Below are 18,578 nucleotides of genomic sequence, written 5' to 3' on the forward strand. Positions count from 1 at the left end.
ATTGTTTTTGATTTAGGTAAGAAAGGAATGGAAACAGTGTCAATTATTAATATAGTTGGTTTAGGTTATATTGGGCTCCCGACGGCACTTATGTTTGCTAAAAGTGGACTTAAGGTAGTTGGTACAGACATAAATAATAAATTAGTAGCTTCTTTAAAAGAAGGAAATCTCACTTTTGAGGAAACTGGTTTACAAGAATTATTTAAAGAAGCCTTGTCTAATGGAATAGAATTTTCAACAGAATATCAGAAAACACATACTTATATACTTGCAGTGCCAACACCTTATAAAAAGAAAAGTAAAAAGCTTGATCCAAAGTATGTTATTTCAGCATTAAATAGTGTTCTTGACGTCTGCGAGAAAGGTGCATCTATAATAATAGAATCAACTGTTTCCCCTGGTACAGTTGATAAATATATTCGTCCAGAGATTGAAAAAAGAGGATATGTTAATGGGGACGATATTCATTTGTTACATGCTCCTGAAAGAATCATACCTGGAAATATGATCTATGAACTTGAGCACAATTCAAGAACTATAGGGGCAGATAGTTTAGAGGTAGGTAATAAGGTTAAGGGATTATATTCAAGTTTTTGCAAGGCTGAAATTGTTGTAACTGACATTAGATCAGCGGAAATGTCTAAGGTTGTAGAGAATACCTATAGAGACATTAATATTGCATTTGCTAATGAATTAGCTAAGATTTGCCATACGGACAATATGGATGTTTATGAGATTATTAGAATTGCCAATATGCACCCAAGAGTTAATATAATGAAACCTGGTCCAGGTGTTGGAGGTCATTGTATTTCCGTAGATCCATGGTTCTTGGTAGGGGATTATCCAGACCTAACTAACCTTATCTTAACTGCAAGAAAAATAAATGATTCTATGCCAAGACATGTGTTAGGAAGAATTAGAGATATAATGCGGGAGCATAACATTATGGATATAACGAAAGTTGGCATATATGGATTAGCATATAAAGAAAATGTTGATGATACAAGAGAAAGTCCTACATTTCAATTATTAGAAAGAATGGACGAGCATTTAGCATTTGGAGTAAAAGTTTTTGACCCTTATGTAAAAGAAAGAATTGTTGATCATCAATTTATGAATTTTGAGGATTTCTTAAATGAGATAGAAATCCTTGTTATTATGGTTGGACATGATCATATAAAAAGTAATATGGATTTCATAAAAGATAAGCTTGTTCTTGATACAAAAAATATCTGCACATTTGAAGGATCATATAAATTGTAAGATAAAGTTGGTAGATATAATGAATAAAAAAGTTATGGTGGTATTTGGCACAAGACCGGAAGCCATTAAGATGTGTCTCTAGTTAAAGAATTAAATACAAGAGAAAGATTAGATACAGTAGTTTGTGTTACAGGTCAGCACAGAGAGATGTTAACCCAAGTACTTAACGCATTCAATATTGTCCCAAATTATAACTTATCTATAATGAAAGAAAAACAGACAATATTTGATGTAACTATAAATATATTGGAAAAAATGAAAGCTGTTCTTCAAGAAGTAAAACCTGATGTGGTGTTAGTTCACGGTGATACTTCTACAACTTTTGTCACGTCTTTGGCTTGCTTTTACTTGCAAATTCCTGTTGGACATGTTGAGGCTGGACTAAGGACTTATAATATCTATTCCCCGTATCCAGAAGAATTTAATCGTCAAGCTGTAGGAATTGTAGCCAAGTATAATTTTGCTCCAACGGAAATGTCGAAAGATATTTATTAAAAGAAGGAAAAGATCCATCCTCTATATATGTAACAGGTAATACTGCTATTGATGCACTTAATACTACGGTAAGAGAAGATTATTCTCATGGTCAAATTGAATGGGCGTCGGATAGTAGACTTATTATGATTACTGCTCATAGAAGAGAAAATCTCGGTGAGCCAATGAAAAATATGTTGAAAGCAATCAAAAGGATTGTTGATGAATATCCAGATATTAAGGCAGTATACCCATCCACATGAATCCTGTTGTTAGAGATGCTGCTAATGAGATATTAGGGAATACTGATAGAGTAAGAATTATTGAGCCCTTGGAAGTGTTAGACTTCCATAATTTCCTTTCAAGATCATATTTAATATTAACTGATAATGGTGGAATCCAAGAGGAAGCACCAAGTTTAGGGAAGCCAGTTTTAGTTATGCGGGATAACAAGCGACCTGAAGGTATAGAGGCTAGAACACTGAAATTAGTTGGTACAGATGAAGAAAATATCTATAAAAATTTCAAACTACTCCTTGAAGATAAGAATGAGTATGAAAAAATGAGTAAAGCAAGTAATCCTTATGGTGATGGATTTGCAAGTAAAAGAATTGCAGATGTGTTAGAAGGTAAAATGTAACGAATAAACGCTCGCTAAGCTAAAGTTAAGCTTAGCGGGTGTGTATTTATGCACTTGTACTTTTGTGCGTTAATTCGGTTGATTGATTATAATAGAAATACTAAATTACTATTTATGCCCTCTGAGCTATAAAAAGCTAGGAGGGTTTATTTTTTTACCTCATACAGAACATACGTTCTTGTGTAAAATATTAGTATTGAAATATCAATTAAAATTAAAAAGCTTCAACACAGTTGGGAGGTTTATTGCAAAATAAAAGTGCAGAGTGATTATTGCAGTTGAAATGAGCCACTTATGCGGAGCTTTGAGCCAGTCTGTAAACGCTAGAATAAAGTTGACAGTTTTCGCTTGATAAGATTTTACACTTTTGCTCAATTAACATACTACTTTAGTAAAATAGATATTGATGTTATTTTACTGGAGGTTAGAATTTTGGAGGAGAAGTTAGTGTATATGTAAAGATTCATGAACTACGCAAAAGAAAATTTAAAGTAGCACAAATCGCTAAGGAGCTTAAAATCTCAAGACCAACTGTCTATAAGTATTTAGAAATGACTTTTGAGGAGGCAAGAGCTTACACTGAACAGCCTTTGGGGAAGAAGAAAAAACTAAATCACTATAAAGACTGGATACTTGCCTGGCTAGAGGAGTATCCTCACCTGAGTAGTGCTCAGATTCATGATTGGCTTTTGGAGAGATATCCCGACCTATCGGTCGGTGGAAGTACTGTGAGATCTTATGTGAAAGATATTCGTGAAGTCTATCAGATTAAGAAAAAGGTCATTGTCCGTCAATACGAAGCAGTTCCTGAACAACCAATGGGCAAACAACTTCAGGTGGACTGGGGTGAAACAAAACAGAAAACGACAGACAACAAAGAAATCAAACTGTATTTTATTGCCTTTGTACTCGCTCACTCCAGACATAAATATATGGAATGGCAGGCACGTCCATTTACTACAAGAGATGCGGTCAGATGTCATGAAAATCCATTTCAGTTCTATGGAGGACGAACAGAAGAAATTGTCTATGATCAGGACCACTTAATCACAGTGAGTGAAAATGCAGGCCAGCTGCTTTTAACAGCTGAATTTCAAAGCTATTTAAATGAGCGTAAATTCAAAGTTCACTTGTGTAGAAGAGCTGATCCAGAATCTAAAGGCATGATTGAAAATGTAGTGAAATACATAAAAGGCAATTTCGCTGATAGTCGGGTGTTTAGCGACATAGAAGATTGGAATAATCGAGCATTACAGTGGCTAGATCGTACTGGAAACCATTAGGTTCACCAGACCACGAAAAAAAGACCAGCAGAAGTGTTTCTCCTCGAAAAGCAACACTTACAGCCAGTCTCTTCGTTACTTTCATTTGAAAGTACCAATAACCAAAGTATAACAATAAGTGTAAGTGATTACGGCCAATGAAATGTACCATTAATGACATTCTATTTACCACCTAATGCCACGATATGTACCAGCAAATGACAAGCTGTTTACCACTACATTGCCTTCTGTATAATTATTGAGCACACCTATTGGTGTGTCATTATTATTTAGGAGGTTTTTTGTATGATTCATTATCGTAAGATACTGGAATTACAGGATGAGGGTATTAGCCTTAGAGGTATTGCCTCAAGTACTGGCCATTCTCGTCAAAAAGTAACAGAGATCATCACCCTTGCCGAAAAGAAGGGCCTAGTCTGTCCGTTAGAGGAGGAAATGACGGATAGGTGGATTGAGGAATTTATTTTTACTCAGAAAACATTGGAGGCTTCAGGTCGGCATCCCTTGAATTTCGACTATATTCATGAAGAGCTGGCGAAGCCCAATGTGACACTGTCACTTCTCCACCATGAATATGAAGCTGAATGTAGAGCGAATCAAAAGATCCCATACTCTTATCGAAGTTTCTTACGTCATTACAGTAATTATGCAGATAAATACAAAGCTACTTTGCGCATTCGCAGAAAACCAGGTGAAATAATGGAAGTCGATTGGGCGGGCTCCACAGCGTTCATCATTAATAGAGATACTGGAGAAAAGGTAAAAGCCTATGTGTTCGTTGCGACCTTCCCGTGCAGCCAATTTTCATACGCAGAAGCAAGCTTGTCTATGGATTCTCATTCATGGATCACACTTCACAATAATGCCTATAGCTATTTCGGTGGTACGACTCAAATTGTCGTTCCAGACAACCTAAAAACATGCGTTACGAAGCACACAACTCGCGAATTGATCTTAAATTCTGCTTATAAAGAGATGGCGGACTACTACAATACTGTTGTCATGCCAGCGAGGGTTCGTACCCCTAAAGATAAAGCCAATGTAGAAGGTTCGGTTGGAGTGATCTCTACTTGGATAATCGCAGCATTAAGAAACATGCATTGCTTTACTGTTTTTGACACCATTAAATTACCGAAAGTTGACGGTATTGCATGTCCAGAATTAGTCGATTATAATGTCCATATATATATTCGAAACATTTCGACATTTTTAATTCTGTAGAAAGGAAAAGACGCCTCCCATAACGTATAACTGCGCCAACAGTTATACGGGAGACGTCCCACCAAAAAGTATATGATTATTGTATCAGATTATCAGCTGATTGAAAACATGCTTACTGGAGTTTTTAGTTAGGGGTGCAGGTAGGATTCCGTCTCCATGTTGTGGGAAAGTCATGTTGGTTATAGGTACTAAGAACCGAAAAGCTATGGATCATTCAGGACAGAGTAAGACCTATAACATTAGGAGGTTAAGGTGCACAAACTGCCTTACCATTCACCATGAACTTCCGGATTTATTGGTCCCTTACAAACGGTATGAATCTGAATGTATTGAAAGCGTTCTTACGAGCCCATCCAACCACACTATTCCAGCCGATGATTCTACTATTTCGAGGTGGAGTGGCTGGTTTCATGAGTATGTGGACTATTGGGTTGGTTGCTTAACCTCTATCATGATTAGAACCCGTCAAGGAACCATCCCCCAAGATCTTACGTCCAAAGGTTCAGGGACTGCACTTCAAAGGCTAGGACGCTTGGCAGGAGATGCCAATGGATGGCTGACAAGAATTGTCCGCCCTATAGTAAATATTAATTTTTGGATACATACCCGTTCTGCATTCATTGTCCAATAACCTCTGATTTACACTCATGATAGAAACAAAAAGGAGAGTGTATGCATGAGAAATCATAAGAAATCAGAGGAGTTGGCAGTGCAGCGTTTCCAACTGATATCCCCTTTATTGGCAGAAGGGCTTGATGCTGGAAAAATAAAGGAGCTAAAAAACCAGATAGTGCAGGTAAGCGGTCTTTCTGAAAGAACTATTAGGCGATATCTGGCTCAATTTCGTGAAGATGGATTTGGAGGATTGAAACCACAAGGGAGAAAAGTTTCTCGGAAGTCAGAAGCTATTCCTTCTCATATATTGGAACAGGCAATCCTTCTTCGAAAGGAAGTGCCAAACCGTAGTGTGGCGCAAATCATCCAGATTCTAGAATGGGAAGGATTAACTGATCCAGGACAAATTAAAAGGTCTACTCTTCAAGAAAAACTAACGGAAAAAGGTTACAGTACCCGACATATGCGTCTCTATTCTCAATCCGGTGTAGCTGCCCGAAGATTTCAAAAACAGCACCGGAACCAACTTTGGCAATCAGATATTAAATACGGTCCTTATCTGCCTATTGGGCCAAAAGGGATCAATAAACAGGTTTACCTTGTCGCTTTTATTGATGATGCAACCAGGTTAGTGGTTCATGCAGCCTTCTATCCGACTCTAGACTCAAGAATCATTGAAGATGCCTTTCGGCAAGCAATCCAAAAGTACGGTGTTCCAGAAGCCGTTTATTTTGATAATGGAAAGCAGTATCGAACCAAATGGATGTCCCGTACATGTTCTAAAATAGGCACCCGCCTTTCTTACACTAAGCCGTATGCAGCTGAATCCAAGGGCAAAATTGAAAGGTTTAATAGAGTTATAGATTCATTTATAAGTGAAGCTATCATTGAGAAACCAAAAACTTTAGATCATCTGAATGAACTTTTTCAGGTGTGGCTGACAGAGTGCTATCAGAATAAACCTCACTCTGCCCTTGAAGAGAAAATTAGTCCGGAAACGGCTTTCCGTTCCGATAGAAAAGCAATTCGCTTTATTGATGAGGAAACGTTAAGCACTGCATTTCTACACTGTGAAACAAGGAAGGTTGATAAATCAGGGTGTATCATTTTAATGGATCAAAAATATGAAGTGGGCTTGGCATTCATTGGGCGAAAGGTGGATGTAGTTTATGACCCTGCGAATATAGAGGATCTTACCATTGAGTTCGAGGATTATACTCCTTGGAAGGCCAGGAAGCTTATCATTGGGGAAAGAGCTGGGAAACGTCCTGAATTACCTGAGCACCTGCAGGTGCAAAGTGTTGAATCTTCGAGACTACTAAGGGCAGCTGAACGAAGGAACCAGGATCGTCAAATTGAACAGAAACCTGCCGTAACCTTCCGTGCAGTCTGGAAGGAGGATGACTCTCGTGTTTGAAGCATTCTATGAAATGGAAAATACTCCGTTCACACGTGATTTGCCAACGAATGAACTTTACGATTCTTCCATGATGCAAGAAATCCTTGGAAGGCTTAAATATGCAGCTGAGAGACAGCTTTTTGCGGTCTTGAGTGGAGATAGTGGTACCGGAAAGACGACGACAATCCGTAAGTTTGTAGATAGATTAGATAAAGGAAAGTTCCACATCCTTTATCTATCCGACTCCAAATTAACGCCTCGTCATTTTTACAAAGGTCTGTTGGAACAACTAGGCTCAGAAGCAAAGTTTTATCGGGGGGATGCAAAACGACAGCTTCATCGAGAAATTGAATTAATGAAAGGTATTCGAGGACTACAGCCTGTCGTGGTAGTGGATGAAGCTCACCTTTTGGACCGAGAAATGTTAGAAGAAGTTAGATTCCTACTAAACTTCAAGATGGATTCACAGAGTCCGATGGCGCTGATTCTAGTCGGTCAAAGTGAATTGTGGGATCGACTACGCCTCCAATCATACGCAGCGATACGCCAAAGAATTGATATCCAATTCCAGTTAGGACATCTCGACCGTGCTCAGGTTGAAGAGTATGTTTCTAGGCATCTCCGTTATGCAGGTGTTGAACAACCGATCTTTTCTGATGGGGCGCTTGACGAAATCCACCGGTTCTCTGGTGGTGCCGCAAGGCTCATTAATAAACTCTGTACACATAGTCTCCTGTATGGCTCACAAAATGGTCGGAGAATCATTGATGATCATATGATTAAGCAAGTTATCCAGGGGGAACTTTCATAAAAAAACCGCTAAAAAGAATACATTGAAGTACTGGAATGTTGGAATTGTTGGGTTGCACTGTGATGAATGATTTGAATTTCCATTTAGGAAATGGAAAATATCTTCCTGCCACTTCGAACTAGGCAGAGACTGATACATTCTTACTGGTCAAAAGGATGTTAGGTTTTACCTTAAGAAAAATAAAACCATATGGTTGATTTGTAAAATAATTGGGGAAGCAAAGGGTTGCTTCCCCTTCATATTGGACAGTGAATCCGTCAGTTTTAGGACAATTAATAACGTCAATTTCAGGACAGTATAGAACGTCATTAACACTTTACTATTGATGAATTGAACGAAGAGGTTATGAAGAAATTAGATGAATTTAATAAAAGACCCTTTACTCGGAAAAAAGGGTCTCGTTTGTCTGCATTTGAAGAAGAAGAGAAATTCGCCCTTTCTCCCCTTCCGATAGAACCTTATAAAATGTCTGAATGGAAAAAGACAACTGTAGCACCTGACTATCACGTTTCCTTCGATAGCATGTTTTATTCCGTACCTGTTTATTGCAAAATAGAAGTGCAGAGCTTTGCAAGGTAAAAAATGCAGAGTCCTGCACTATTTTTATAGGCAAATAAAAAAAAGACTTGCCAGTCACCCCAAGTCCCTCTACTGTAATTGGTGTCGAATCAATTTTAGAGTGGAGGAAGAGAAAGGATGCTAGCAATGTCTGATATTAATTGTATCAAACACTTGAGAAACAACAAAGGATTATCTATTACCAAGATACAGCAAACATTAAAGATAAACTGGAGAACAGCTAAGAAATATGCCGATGAGGATCAAATCCCAACAACAAAGATCTCTCCAAAAAAGGGGATGATGTATGAAGAAAAATGGGGAGAGATTGTCTCAGACTGGTTGTTTGAGGATTCGAAACTACGAAGAAAGGATAGAAGATCTAAGAAGAAATTGTTTGAAGAACTACAAGAGTTAGGCTTCAAGGGGTCCTATCGGACTCTCTGTTATTTCATTCAAGATTGGATTAATACACATAACGTGGAAAGTGATAAAGGGTACGAACGGCTTGATCACCCACCGGGGGAAGCACAAGTAGATTTTGGAGTAATGGAAGCCGTACAAGATGGAGAGTTGGTGGACGTACGAGCATTAATCATGTCCTATCCAAATAGTAATGCTGGATTTGCAGTACCTCTTCCATCTGAAAACCAAGAGTGCTTCCTTCATGGACTTCAGATGTTATTCAAACAATCTGGAGGTGTTCCAATGAGCTTGAGGATTGATAATCTAACACCTGCCGTAAAAAAGGTACGCACAAAAACAGAAGAAGCCTGAGTATTGCGGACAGATTGAGTCATCAGTGCGGAGATTTGAGCCACTTTTTGCGGTCAACTGAGCCATTAAGTGCGGGGGGGGGAGAGCCATTCTTATTAATGACCTAATAATATAAACAACCATTGGAACTTCACTCGCTCCAATGGTTGTTTATATTATTATTTGAATCTCTTATCTCTTAATTCCTGATCAATAATCTCAATAGCCCAACGAACTAATTCATCCTGATCTTTATCCTCTTCATCGTTCCAAATGCAGGAGGGTAATAGTTTTTCCTCTACAGCCTGCTGTACCTTATCAGGTAAATACATATTCAGAAAATATTTTAGCTATACGGTTTTCAACTGCTGGAGGAATCATTTAAATACCCGCAATCCATGGCGTTCCCTCATCGAAACTTCACCATCAACTAGAATCTTATATGAATCATGAACGATTCTGTCAAGAATCGCATCTGCTATTTGTGCCTGTCCCAGTTTGGAATGCCATCGCTCTGGTGAAAATTGAGAACAGAATATAGTTGAGGCTCTTTTGAGCCTTGCTTCAATAATCTCCAACACATGAAGTACATTTTCCTCTGAGAGCTCTGTTAGTAGCCACTCATCTAGGATTAATAAATCAATCCTTTTGTACTTCTGTATTAACTTACGGAAGCTGCCATCTGCTTCATACTTTGCTACAGCTAATTCATCTAGTAATTCTGGTAACCTTATATATTTCACTTTATAAAATTGGCGACAGGCATGTACCCAAAAGGCATTGGATATCCACGTCTTTCCGTTCCCAGAGGCGCCAATTAAAATGATGTTATGGTGATTTTGAAGGTAATTTCCTGTTGCTAACTCTAGTATTTGATTCTTATCTAAATTACGATCCGGATGATATTCGATATCTTCAATAGCTGCTGTAGGTTCGCTGAGTGTAGCCTGTTTTATTAGTCGTTCAAGTCGATTCGGTTTACGTCTATCATATTCATAATCTACCAGGAGATTGAATCTATCATCAAAGTCCATGTCCCTATAATCATTATTCTGCTTTTGCTGCTGATATAATTCCGCCATCGCACCCATTTTCATTTCTACTAGTTTACGTAAAGTTTCTTGGTTCATTATTTTGTATCCCTCCCAAAGTATTTAGCTCCTCGGACAAATCCATAGTCGGCAGATGTAGTGCGAGGTCTGTTAATATCCGTTTTTTTAGTTTGTTTTTTCTTCTTATTTCTTTCTACTACACTTTTAAAGACAGAAACCGTTGGGTTTGTTGAAATTTTAAGTAAGGTTTCTGTTGCTTTCTCTATTTCTTCATTTGGGTATTTCTTAGCTATATTCCTCAGTGTGCTAAGGCTATTTAATGCTTTTTTCTCTACGTTCATTTCTAATATATGAGAGACAATTTGAGTCATAGATGGTCCAATTGTTTCTGCCCACTTTCGGTTATTTTCTGGATTATGATCTAAATATAATCGGTGATTGTCAGGCAAATGGTCTGGATTGGTCTCTAACTGGCCAATTTCACCATGTTGTCGTTTATGTGATGCAAACCGGACTTCTTTGAAGTAAACTTCAATTAAATCCGTGGTCAGTCGAACATCGACATTCTCCCGGACATAATCATATGGAACCGGAATAATACATTCGATCAACTTGGATGTGGTAGTTCAGTTGAACTTTTGCTGTTTTCCATTCCGCAAGTTTATACCTGGTTTGAGGAAGCGGTTGAAGGTAGGATTTCTCTTCTTCCTCAAACACCTTTTTACGCGAACCTGGTCGCTTTTGAAATTCAGTGGTGTTAGTTTCTTCTAACTTTTCAAAGATTTTCTGATTTAAATCTTGAAGATGAAAACACTGATCGTTTCTTAGTGGAGCGATAATCTGCCTTGAAATATATCCAACAGTGCCTTCGACACTTGCTTTATCTTTTGGCCTTCGAACACGGCTTGGAACAATGACAGTACTGTAGTAATCTGCCATTTCACGATAGGCTTCATTTAGAAGAGGATCTTCACGATGTGCTTTCGTAACCCCTGTTTTCAAATTATCGGGAACCATTGTTTCAGGAACTCCTTCAAAATACTCCAATGCATGAATATGAGCGATAACCCAATTAGCTGATTTCATATCTAAAAATGCTTCAACATAACTGAACTGACTATAAGGTAAGGTTGCAATAAAAACATACGCAGGAAGCATTTCTCCTGTTGAACGGTCATTAATCTTCAATGTAGTACCAGCCCAATCCACTTCCATCACTTCACCTGGTTTTCTGCGAATAGGTATCGTTAGTTTATACTTTTTCGCATATTTCACATAGTTCTCACAAAAAGTACGGTAGGCATAGGGGATCTTTCCACCATTACGTGCCTCTGTCGAATACTCGTGATGCAATAGGGACAGGGTAACATTCTTCTTTTGTAGTTCCTTATGCACTCTTTCCCAATCAATTGGGAAGTACCCTTTCTCAACAGCCTGTTTCTCTGGGGAGAGAAACGCTTCTAGCCATGGGTTGTTCATGGTGTCATTCAAGTTTTCCACGCCAAGTTTTTTGGCACGTTGAATGACATCTGAAACTGTATTCCTTGAATGCCCAGTGCTTGAACTAATCGTTCTTTGACTGACTTTTTCAAAGTGAAGTTCCAAAATCTTACGGTAATTAACCATAAAAAAGCCTCCTGTATAACAATGTCATGCTTGCTGGCATGCATGGTTATTATACAGGAGGCTCTTCTTTATTCTATTAAAAATGGCCCTGCATTCCGCAAAGGGTGGCTCTTTCCTCCGCAATGACTGGCTCAAAACTCCGCATAAGCGGCTCATTTTCACTGCAATAATCATCTGGACAGGCAATAACGTCAACTTTCGGTAATTTAGGGGTGTCAAAACAAGGGGTGTCAAAACACTAATGTCACTTTGACAAAAATGTTTTTTATAAAAGTTTGTTTATTAGGTTAATCACTTCCTTGTTGTGAGTTATATTTTTACAAATACCTTATTGGATTAATGCCAGTAATTCCTGTTCGGTGACTTCTTTAATCGATAACAATTTTTTATTTTTAATTCTTTGAATATGAAAACAGCCATCCATTATGATTTTAAACTTCCAGCGAAACTGTTTGGAATGAGTGTAATAAGGTGCTTAATAATTCTCGTGCCTGTCACCACCCGAATGGTATCTATCACCACCCGAGCGTCCTTCAATGATTAGCCTAGTAAAATCTAATCAGTCAATATCATCTGTCTGATCATACATCTTTACTTTCATTTGAAAACCTTCGTAAGCCATGATTAGTCTGCCGACTTCTTCCCAGGTGTAGGCTCTTCCATCAATAATTATGAGAGGCAGCCCTTCTGAAGATTCATCATACTCAATGTGGCCAACGAAATGATCTTTTGCAAATGACTCATATAGCTGACCATCTAGAAAAACTTTGGACTCAATATATTTATCTTTGATTCCTTTTTTTGTTTTAGCAATTAATCTGTTGAGCAATTGCTGCTGATCATCCTCTAGTTCACCATGAACAGCAAACGTATAACCGAACTCTATACTCTCCTTTGCCTCTAAGAAAATGCCATTATAATATAAACGACTTTCTACATGAAAGGTTCGTATAGCTCCGTCAGCATCCTTTAGCGAAAAAGATTCCAGCAAATCTTCTAGCTCGACCCCCACTTCACCAGCCATGTATTCGTTATAACAATCATTACATAAGTTCATCTGCCCGTCTTCCACTGACATATGAGCTTTAACTTCATTTGAACGACAGGAATCACACTTTGCCATCCCATTCACCTGCTTTTTTCTTTATATTATCACAATCTGTGTCTAGGATTTAGGGGGACAGGTTCCTCGACCCAGTATTCCAAGTGCCTGTCCCCACCCCAAGATCACAAAACCTCTCCCCGCACACTCTTCTTTTTAACTAAAAATTCTGATATCATAAGTATAATTTAAGCGCTTACTAACTAATGGGACAAGAAACCAGTCCCCAAGAATGGATGGTAGTAGATGAGGAACATAATTTTGTTGTCCTTGATGATTTTAGTAGTGGCTGCTTGTTCAATTGAGCCCAACATCACCCAAGAAAAGAGAATGAAAAAGTTGGAGTTCTTTAGTGTGAAGGAAGAGACTCGGCCTATTTTTGAACAACTAATCTTGGAGTTTGAGGCTAGATATCAGGATATTCAGATAGAGCAGGTGATTGTACCCAATGGGATGGCTGTTCTTAAGAATCGGATGGCGCGTGGGGATGCACCAGATTTATTTATCTCTTATCCATTGGAGCAGGATTATATCATTCGTGTGAAAAATGGATATTTACTAGACATCACTCGTGAATTGTTTTTGGATAGAGTCCAGCCGACCATTCAGCAAAGATATAGTGTAGATGGACGTATGTACGGGGCTGCTTTCACTCAAAATTCGGTTGGGGTGCTTTACAACAAGCAACTTTTTAGAGAATTAAATCTGCCTATTCCTGTGACCTGGGATGAGTGGGTTAAGACCTTAGAGACTCTTCAGGCATCAGGGGTAAATCCGCTGCTTATGCCAAATGAAGAACCAGAACAAACGAGTATAGTGACCTTGAATTTTGTAGCGAACAGGTTCCCCCCTGCTTTTTGGACAGGAGATTTGCATCTGAAAGATCAGCAGGAATGGGTAGAAATAAACGAAAAAATTAAAACACTTCTCTCATACACATCAAGGAGTTCCTTCGTCATGGGATATGATGAAGCAAACAAAGCTTTTGCTCAGGGGAAGGGGGCCATGTATATTATGGGGACCTGGTCGCTGCCTATGATTGAAAAGTTGAATCCTGATTTGGAATATGGGATATTCCCAGTTCCTGTTTCTAATCTTCCTGCTGAAAATCGTGTGTTGGGAGGTGTGGACATTGGGATTAGCATTTCTTCGGCTACAGAATTTCCAATTGAAGCAAAGTTGTTTCTAGCGTTTCTAACTGAACAGGAAAATGCTCAAAGGCTCTCCTTGTATGAAGGCTCAGTCAGCACGATTATAGGGAGCCAAGAGACAAAAGAAGTGCTAAGTTTAATATCAAAAAAAGTGCAGGATGGAGATACCGTAAACTGGCCTAATCACTACTGGCTGGGAGGTACGCGTGCAGAAACAGAGTATCGGCTGCACACTCTTCAGTATTTTAAAGACTTAGATGGTAGAGGATATTTAAGCCGGTTAGAAGAGATGTTTCGAACCTATTCGAATGAGGAGCAGACACCATGACATTTCAGCGCAAGATTATTGTCTTTTTCTTAGTATTCGTATTAGTGCCGATCACGATTCTGGGTTACATCTCTTATCGAATTTCTGCCGTGACTCTTCAGGAAACGATTTCTAATCAGACCGTACAGACCTTACATGTATTAGATCGAAATCTAATGGAGGCGGTGGAGGAGGTGAATCACTTTTCAGACTATCTCATTTCTTCAGGAGATTTACACTCTTTCCTATTGAGTCAGAATGAAGAAAGCCTGATTGATTTATACCACCAGCGTCAGGCAATTGTAGGGGTCATGCACGCAAATGCACAGATTCAGCAGATGAACTTATATAACAAGGAAGGCAAACTGCTCTATCAATCTAGTGATGAGTTCCATTGGAATATCCCTGAAGTAGTATTAAATGAAATGAAAGAGAAAAAGGGTGGAACCACCTGGGGGAATCCAGCCAATATACAAAAATCTCTTTTCGAAAAACAGGAGGATGATTTTCTAGCACAAGGGCGTTATATCCATGATATTGATACGCTAGAACCATTAGGATATATGATGGTTTATATGAGGCTCAACTTATTCGATGAAGTATTTACTTCTGAATCAAAGATAGCTTCTGCAGAGTTGCTTATTAATAAAAAGGGGACCATTCTTTATGCTCCAGATCATGAGTTGATTGGGCGGAGATTAGATATTGATTCCTTACATCAGTTACATTCTGGTGAGACAGGTTATCTGCTGGATCAATGGAATAAAGAGAAGCAATTGATTACCTATAAACCTTCATCCATGACATTTGCTGGAGAAGAGGATATATGGATGGTATCCCTTAAGCCCTGGAACGAAATTTCAAAGGGAATTGTGTATATTCGTGTTATAACATTCCTTTTAAGTGGATTGGCCCTTTTGATGGCTTTTTGTTTTAATTGGTTTTATTTGCGTAGAATTGCCGGATTTATTGGATCTCTTCAATGGAGTATGAAAAGTGTAGAAAAGGGTGTATTGGAGACAAAAATGAAGGATTACCCATTAAGAGAGCTGAACGACTTATCCACTCGATTTAATTCCATGGTTCAAAGAATCAAAGACTTGATTTATCAAATTCGAGAAGAAGAAGAAAAGAACAGACAGGCAGAGTTCAAGGTACTGCAGCAACAAATTAACCCGCATTTTTTATACAATACATTGGAATCCATCAATGCGCTAGCTGCTTCAAGTGGTCAAAAGAAAATTAGTAAAATGACGTTAAATCTCGGGCGTCTCCTTAGAATCTCCATTAATGGAAGTTATGAGGTGACTGTTCAGCAAGAAATTTCTCATGTGGTCAGTTATTTGGAAATACAGAAAATTCGATTTGAGCACCTTTTCCATTACAAGGTGGAAATCGATCCAGCATTACAAGTTGAACCTGTTCTAAAGCTGATCCTCCAGCCGCTAGTGGAAAATATCCTCGCTCATGCATTTGCACAGGAGGAAAATGGATTGATTGCGATACGAGGGACAAAAACAGAGAAAGACGGGTGCTTTTGGATCGAAGACAATGGAAGAGGAATTCCTCCCCGCATTCTTGAAGAACTTCATCAAAAACGGGCCGGCCAAGCGAAGAATGGGCATGGAATTAGAAATGTGCATGAACGCTTAAAACTATATTATGGTGAGAAATATGGATTAATGGTTTGTTCTAGCGAGCAAGGGACAATCATTCGTATTTCTTTTCCAATAAAAGAGGGTGGTTCTGGTGTTTAAGGTTGTTATTGCAGATGATGAATCATTAATCCTTAAAAACTTAAAGATTATTATCCCTTGGAGAGAGTTAGATTGTGAAGTAATAGGTACCGCAAAAAATGGAACAGAAGCGTATGCCCTTTGTAAAGAAAAAGAAGCGGATATTCTTTTAACGGATATATCAATGCCAGGAATGACAGGAATAGACCTGCTTAAGCAATTGGCTGCCCTTCCGAAAAGCCCGCTAACCATCATGATCAGCGGGTATGATTACTTTGAATATGCGAAAGAGGCAATTAAACATAATGCATTTGACTATATTCTTAAGCCTGTGGATTATGAGGAGCTTGAGGGGTGCATCAGGAGGGGAGTTATACATTTAAAGAATCAAATTGACCGGGAATATAGGGTGTTTAAGCAGCATTTATATGAGGCTTTTACGTCGGAATCCGCTCCATCAGTAATCCTGGACCCTTTCCCGTCTCTTATCCCAGTGGTGGTCGAGAGAGAAGGAGGAGTATTAGATATTCCACCGTTTGAGGATCATACATATTGCTATTCACTCTCAAACACAATGATGGTCGTGCTGGTGGAATGGCCATCGAATGACCTCTCATTACTTAAGAGAACATGGGAAGATTGGGATGAGAATCAACACAAAGTATTAATTGGGGGATTCATACATTCCGAAATAGAGCTAAATGAAGAGATCAAGGAACTGCAAAACTGGTTAGCTGTTCAGAGGTTGACAGAAGAAAGAGTCCAGATTCTAAAGGAGTTTAGGGAAGAACAATATAGTAAAAAAACAGTAGTTGATACTATTGAGGAGGCAATTAGTTATATCAAAGAGCAATATAATAAAGATATTTCTGCCGAACAAACTGCAGCTCAAGTCCAAATGAGTGTCAGCTACTTTAGTTCCCACTTTAAGCAAGTTACAGGTGTGACATTCCTTGAGTACTTGACCAGTTATCGAATAGAAAAGGCTTGTTTTCTCTTAGAAAATACCGATTTGAAAACCTATCAGATTGCTGAAAAGGTGGGGTACACGGATTCCCGGTATTTTAGCCAGGTGTTCCGAAAACGAGTGAAAGTGACTCCAAGTGAATATCGAAAAAAATAATTGTAAATTTTAGGGACCCATAGTGGTCCTTTTTTATATGTGATAAATCGTACGTTCACAAGAGAAATTTCAACATGAAAAAGAGAAATGCCACATTTTGAAAGCGCTTAACTTTTTGTATGATTAAGATGTGAAAACGCTTTATATAAAAGGGGGAAATCAAATGTTTAAGAAGCTTTTGGTTTTGAGTGCAGCTGCTATGCTATCCATTGGGTCATTGGCTGCCTGTAGTAACGAGGAAGCGGGTGGATCAGAAAGTGGAGAGGTTCAATTGACTCTCTGGCATCCAGAGGGTGACAAGTCGGTGGCTTATGATGAAATCCTTAAAGAGTTCAATAAAGAACATGAGGGAGAAATTGAAGCGAAAATTGAGTACATTCCAAGAGGAAATAAATATGCCTATGAAGATAAGATTTCTGCTGCAGCAACAAGTAATACCTTGCCAGACTTAGTGGCAATGGATGGTCCGAATGTTGCTAACTACGCAGATGCAGGAATTATCCAGCCGATTGATGATGTAGTAAAAGAAAAAGATAAATTTGTAGATTCTGCGATTAAACAAGGTACATTTAATGATAAGCTCTACGCTATTGGACCAACAGAGTCTACAGTTGCCCTTTTTTACAATAAGAAAATGTTAGCTGATGCAGGAATCTCTCCGCCAACTAAGCTTGAGGATGCTTGGACGTGGGATGAATTCTACGAAGCTGCTAAGAAGTTAACGGATAAGGAAAAGGGAATCTATGGGGTGAACTGGACACTTGATTACGGTGAATGGATCATCTACTTTACAGGACCCGCTGTCTGGAGTAATGGAGGCAGTTTCATAGCAGAAGATGGATCGACTTCAGAGGGATATGTGAATGGTCCTGAAACAGTTGAAGCAATTAAGTTTTTACAAAAATTCACGAATGAAGGGCTAGTGAATCTTCAGCCAACACCTACTGAGTTCGAAGATGGAAATGCAGCGATGATGCTAATGGGCTCATGGCAGTGGGCGAAACTGCAAGGGTATCCTGAAACTGAATGGGGAATTACTTACTATCCGAAAAGTCCAAACGGGGACCAGGTTTCACCATCCGGTGACTGGACATGGGGAATTTCCACAAGTACAAAAAATAAAGAAGCAGCGGGAGAGTTACTAAACTTCATTAATACGAAGGATAATGTAAACAAAATTGCTGCTGTTGAAAGTACACCGCCATCTCGAACCGATTCTATGGCTGATTTAACAGAGTGGGATCAAGAGCCAATGAACGTGTTAAAAGAACAAGTGTTAAATACAGCACATGCACGACCTGCGACCACTTCTTACCCGGTATTGTCTACTAAGTACGGGCAGGCGGTTCAAAATATCTTCCTTGGTGGAGATGTTCAGGATGAGCTGGATAAAGTCGCAAAAGAAGTCGATGCAGATATCGCTCGAAAATAAAACAGGGAAACAGACAGTCATCGGTTGAT

15 protein-coding genes and 2 pseudogenes are annotated in these 18,578 nt (G+C 38.8%); 13 read left to right on the forward strand and 4 right to left on the reverse strand.

Features of this window, described 5'->3' with window-relative positions:
- Nucleotides 1-27 precede the first annotated feature (27 nt).
- The 9 genes and pseudogenes from A6754_RS02960 to A6754_RS02995 all read left to right on the forward strand — a co-directional run bounded on the left by A6754_RS02960 (nt 28) and on the right by A6754_RS02995 (nt 9,041).
- Entirely contained in the window at nt 28-1,263 is a 1,236-nt protein-coding gene (locus tag A6754_RS02960) for a nucleotide sugar dehydrogenase (RefSeq protein ID WP_066442444.1), read from the forward strand.
- Between the two features lie 72 nt (nt 1,264-1,335).
- Nucleotides 1,336-2,377 (forward strand): annotated as a pseudogene (gene wecB, locus A6754_RS02965) (non-hydrolyzing UDP-N-acetylglucosamine 2-epimerase).
- Nucleotides 2,378-2,838: 461 nt separating this feature from the next.
- Nucleotides 2,839-3,786: pseudogene (gene istA / locus A6754_RS02970) on the forward strand (IS21 family transposase); the annotation flags it as partial.
- Nucleotides 3,787-3,945: 159 nt separating this feature from the next.
- Nucleotides 3,946-4,881 carry an IS21 family transposase gene (gene istA, locus A6754_RS02975; protein ID WP_082851588.1) on the forward strand — a complete coding sequence of 312 codons (936 nt, stop codon included), beginning with the start codon at nt 3,946-3,948 and terminating at the stop codon, nt 4,879-4,881.
- Between the two features lie 100 nt (nt 4,882-4,981).
- On the forward strand, nt 4,982-5,512 hold the full coding sequence (locus A6754_RS23125) for a DUF6431 domain-containing protein (protein WP_257297389.1): 531 nt from the start codon (nt 4,982-4,984) through the stop codon (nt 5,510-5,512).
- A gap of 45 nt (nt 5,513-5,557) precedes the next feature.
- A complete protein-coding gene (locus tag A6754_RS02980) occupies nt 5,558-6,913 on the forward strand; it encodes a DDE-type integrase/transposase/recombinase (RefSeq protein WP_066442445.1) in 1,356 nt (451 codons plus the stop codon).
- Nucleotides 6,906-7,706 (forward strand): ExeA family protein, encoded by an 801-nt coding sequence (locus tag A6754_RS02985; RefSeq protein ID WP_066442446.1) that lies wholly within the window; start codon nt 6,906-6,908, stop codon nt 7,704-7,706. Before A6754_RS02980 ends, A6754_RS02985 begins: the two co-directional genes overlap by 8 nt.
- 345 nt (nt 7,707-8,051) lie before the next feature.
- The gene (locus A6754_RS02990) at nt 8,052-8,285 is read left to right on the forward strand and encodes a Mu transposase domain-containing protein (RefSeq protein WP_066442447.1); all 234 of its coding nucleotides are present in this window, start codon (nt 8,052-8,054) and stop codon (nt 8,283-8,285) included.
- 126 nt (nt 8,286-8,411) lie between these two features.
- The gene (locus A6754_RS02995) at nt 8,412-9,041 is read left to right on the forward strand and encodes a hypothetical protein (protein WP_257297391.1); all 630 of its coding nucleotides are present in this window, start codon (nt 8,412-8,414) and stop codon (nt 9,039-9,041) included.
- 356 nt (nt 9,042-9,397) lie between these two features.
- Here A6754_RS02995 and istB read toward each other — a convergent pair whose 3' ends face one another.
- From istB to A6754_RS03015, 4 genes are all read right to left on the reverse strand, one after another.
- Nucleotides 9,398-10,153 carry an IS21-like element helper ATPase IstB gene (istB, locus tag A6754_RS03005; protein WP_371806972.1) on the reverse strand — a complete coding sequence of 252 codons (756 nt, stop codon included), beginning with the start codon at nt 10,151-10,153 and terminating at the stop codon, nt 9,398-9,400.
- The gene (locus A6754_RS23130; RefSeq protein WP_257297392.1) at nt 10,150-10,683 is read right to left on the reverse strand and encodes a hypothetical protein; all 534 of its coding nucleotides are present in this window, start codon (nt 10,681-10,683) and stop codon (nt 10,150-10,152) included. Before A6754_RS23130 ends, istB begins: the two co-directional genes overlap by 4 nt.
- On the reverse strand, nt 10,652-11,698 hold the full coding sequence (gene istA / locus A6754_RS03010) for an IS21 family transposase (protein ID WP_257297393.1): 1,047 nt from the start codon (nt 11,696-11,698) through the stop codon (nt 10,652-10,654). The genes A6754_RS23130 and istA (A6754_RS03010) overlap by 32 nt, the downstream gene beginning before the upstream one ends.
- Nucleotides 11,699-12,257: 559 nt before the next feature.
- Nucleotides 12,258-12,821 (reverse strand): DUF7713 domain-containing protein, encoded by a 564-nt coding sequence (locus A6754_RS03015; protein WP_066442449.1) that lies wholly within the window; start codon nt 12,819-12,821, stop codon nt 12,258-12,260.
- Nucleotides 12,822-13,046: 225 nt separating this feature from the next.
- Here A6754_RS03015 and A6754_RS03020 point away from each other — a divergent pair, with 225 nt between their 5' ends.
- The 4 genes from A6754_RS03020 to A6754_RS03035 all read left to right on the forward strand — a co-directional run bounded on the left by A6754_RS03020 (nt 13,047) and on the right by A6754_RS03035 (nt 18,549).
- On the forward strand, nt 13,047-14,279 hold the full coding sequence (locus tag A6754_RS03020; protein WP_066442450.1) for an ABC transporter substrate-binding protein: 1,233 nt from the start codon (nt 13,047-13,049) through the stop codon (nt 14,277-14,279).
- Nucleotides 14,276-16,015 (forward strand): sensor histidine kinase, encoded by a 1,740-nt coding sequence (locus tag A6754_RS03025; protein ID WP_066442451.1) that lies wholly within the window; start codon nt 14,276-14,278, stop codon nt 16,013-16,015. The genes A6754_RS03020 and A6754_RS03025 overlap by 4 nt, the downstream gene beginning before the upstream one ends.
- Nucleotides 16,008-17,117 (forward strand): response regulator transcription factor, encoded by a 1,110-nt coding sequence (locus A6754_RS03030; protein ID WP_066442452.1) that lies wholly within the window; start codon nt 16,008-16,010, stop codon nt 17,115-17,117. The genes A6754_RS03025 and A6754_RS03030 overlap by 8 nt, the downstream gene beginning before the upstream one ends.
- Before the next feature lie 163 nt (nt 17,118-17,280).
- Nucleotides 17,281-18,549: a sugar ABC transporter substrate-binding protein gene (locus tag A6754_RS03035; protein WP_066442453.1), complete on the forward strand. Its 1,269-nt coding sequence runs from the start codon at nt 17,281-17,283 to the stop codon at nt 18,547-18,549.
- Nucleotides 18,550-18,578 lie beyond the last annotated feature (29 nt).

The sequence above is a fragment of the Cytobacillus gottheilii genome (genome assembly GCF_001636345.1).
GTDB lineage: Bacteria > Bacillota > Bacilli > Bacillales > Cytobacillaceae > Cytobacillus > Cytobacillus gottheilii.

Bases quoted from the DNA above. Each gene is read 5' to 3' on its own strand.
- A6754_RS02960 (WP_066442444.1), top strand. From the start codon at position 28: ATGGAAACAGTGTCAATTATTAATATAGTTGGTTTAGGTTATATTGGG.
- istA (WP_082851588.1), top strand. From the start codon at position 3,946: ATGATTCATTATCGTAAGATACTGGAATTACAGGATGAGGGTATTAGC.
- A6754_RS02980 (WP_066442445.1), top strand. From the start codon at position 5,558: ATGAGAAATCATAAGAAATCAGAGGAGTTGGCAGTGCAGCGTTTCCAA.
- A6754_RS02990 (WP_066442447.1), top strand. From the start codon at position 8,052: ATGAAGAAATTAGATGAATTTAATAAAAGACCCTTTACTCGGAAAAAA.
- A6754_RS02995 (WP_257297391.1), top strand. From the start codon at position 8,412: ATGTCTGATATTAATTGTATCAAACACTTGAGAAACAACAAAGGATTA.
- istA (WP_257297393.1), bottom strand. From the start codon at position 11,698: ATGGTTAATTACCGTAAGATTTTGGAACTTCACTTTGAAAAAGTCAGT.
- A6754_RS03015 (WP_066442449.1), bottom strand. From the start codon at position 12,821: ATGGCAAAGTGTGATTCCTGTCGTTCAAATGAAGTTAAAGCTCATATG.
- A6754_RS03020 (WP_066442450.1), top strand. From the start codon at position 13,047: ATGAGGAACATAATTTTGTTGTCCTTGATGATTTTAGTAGTGGCTGCT.
- A6754_RS03025 (WP_066442451.1), top strand. From the start codon at position 14,276: ATGACATTTCAGCGCAAGATTATTGTCTTTTTCTTAGTATTCGTATTA.
- A6754_RS03035 (WP_066442453.1), top strand. From the start codon at position 17,281: ATGTTTAAGAAGCTTTTGGTTTTGAGTGCAGCTGCTATGCTATCCATT.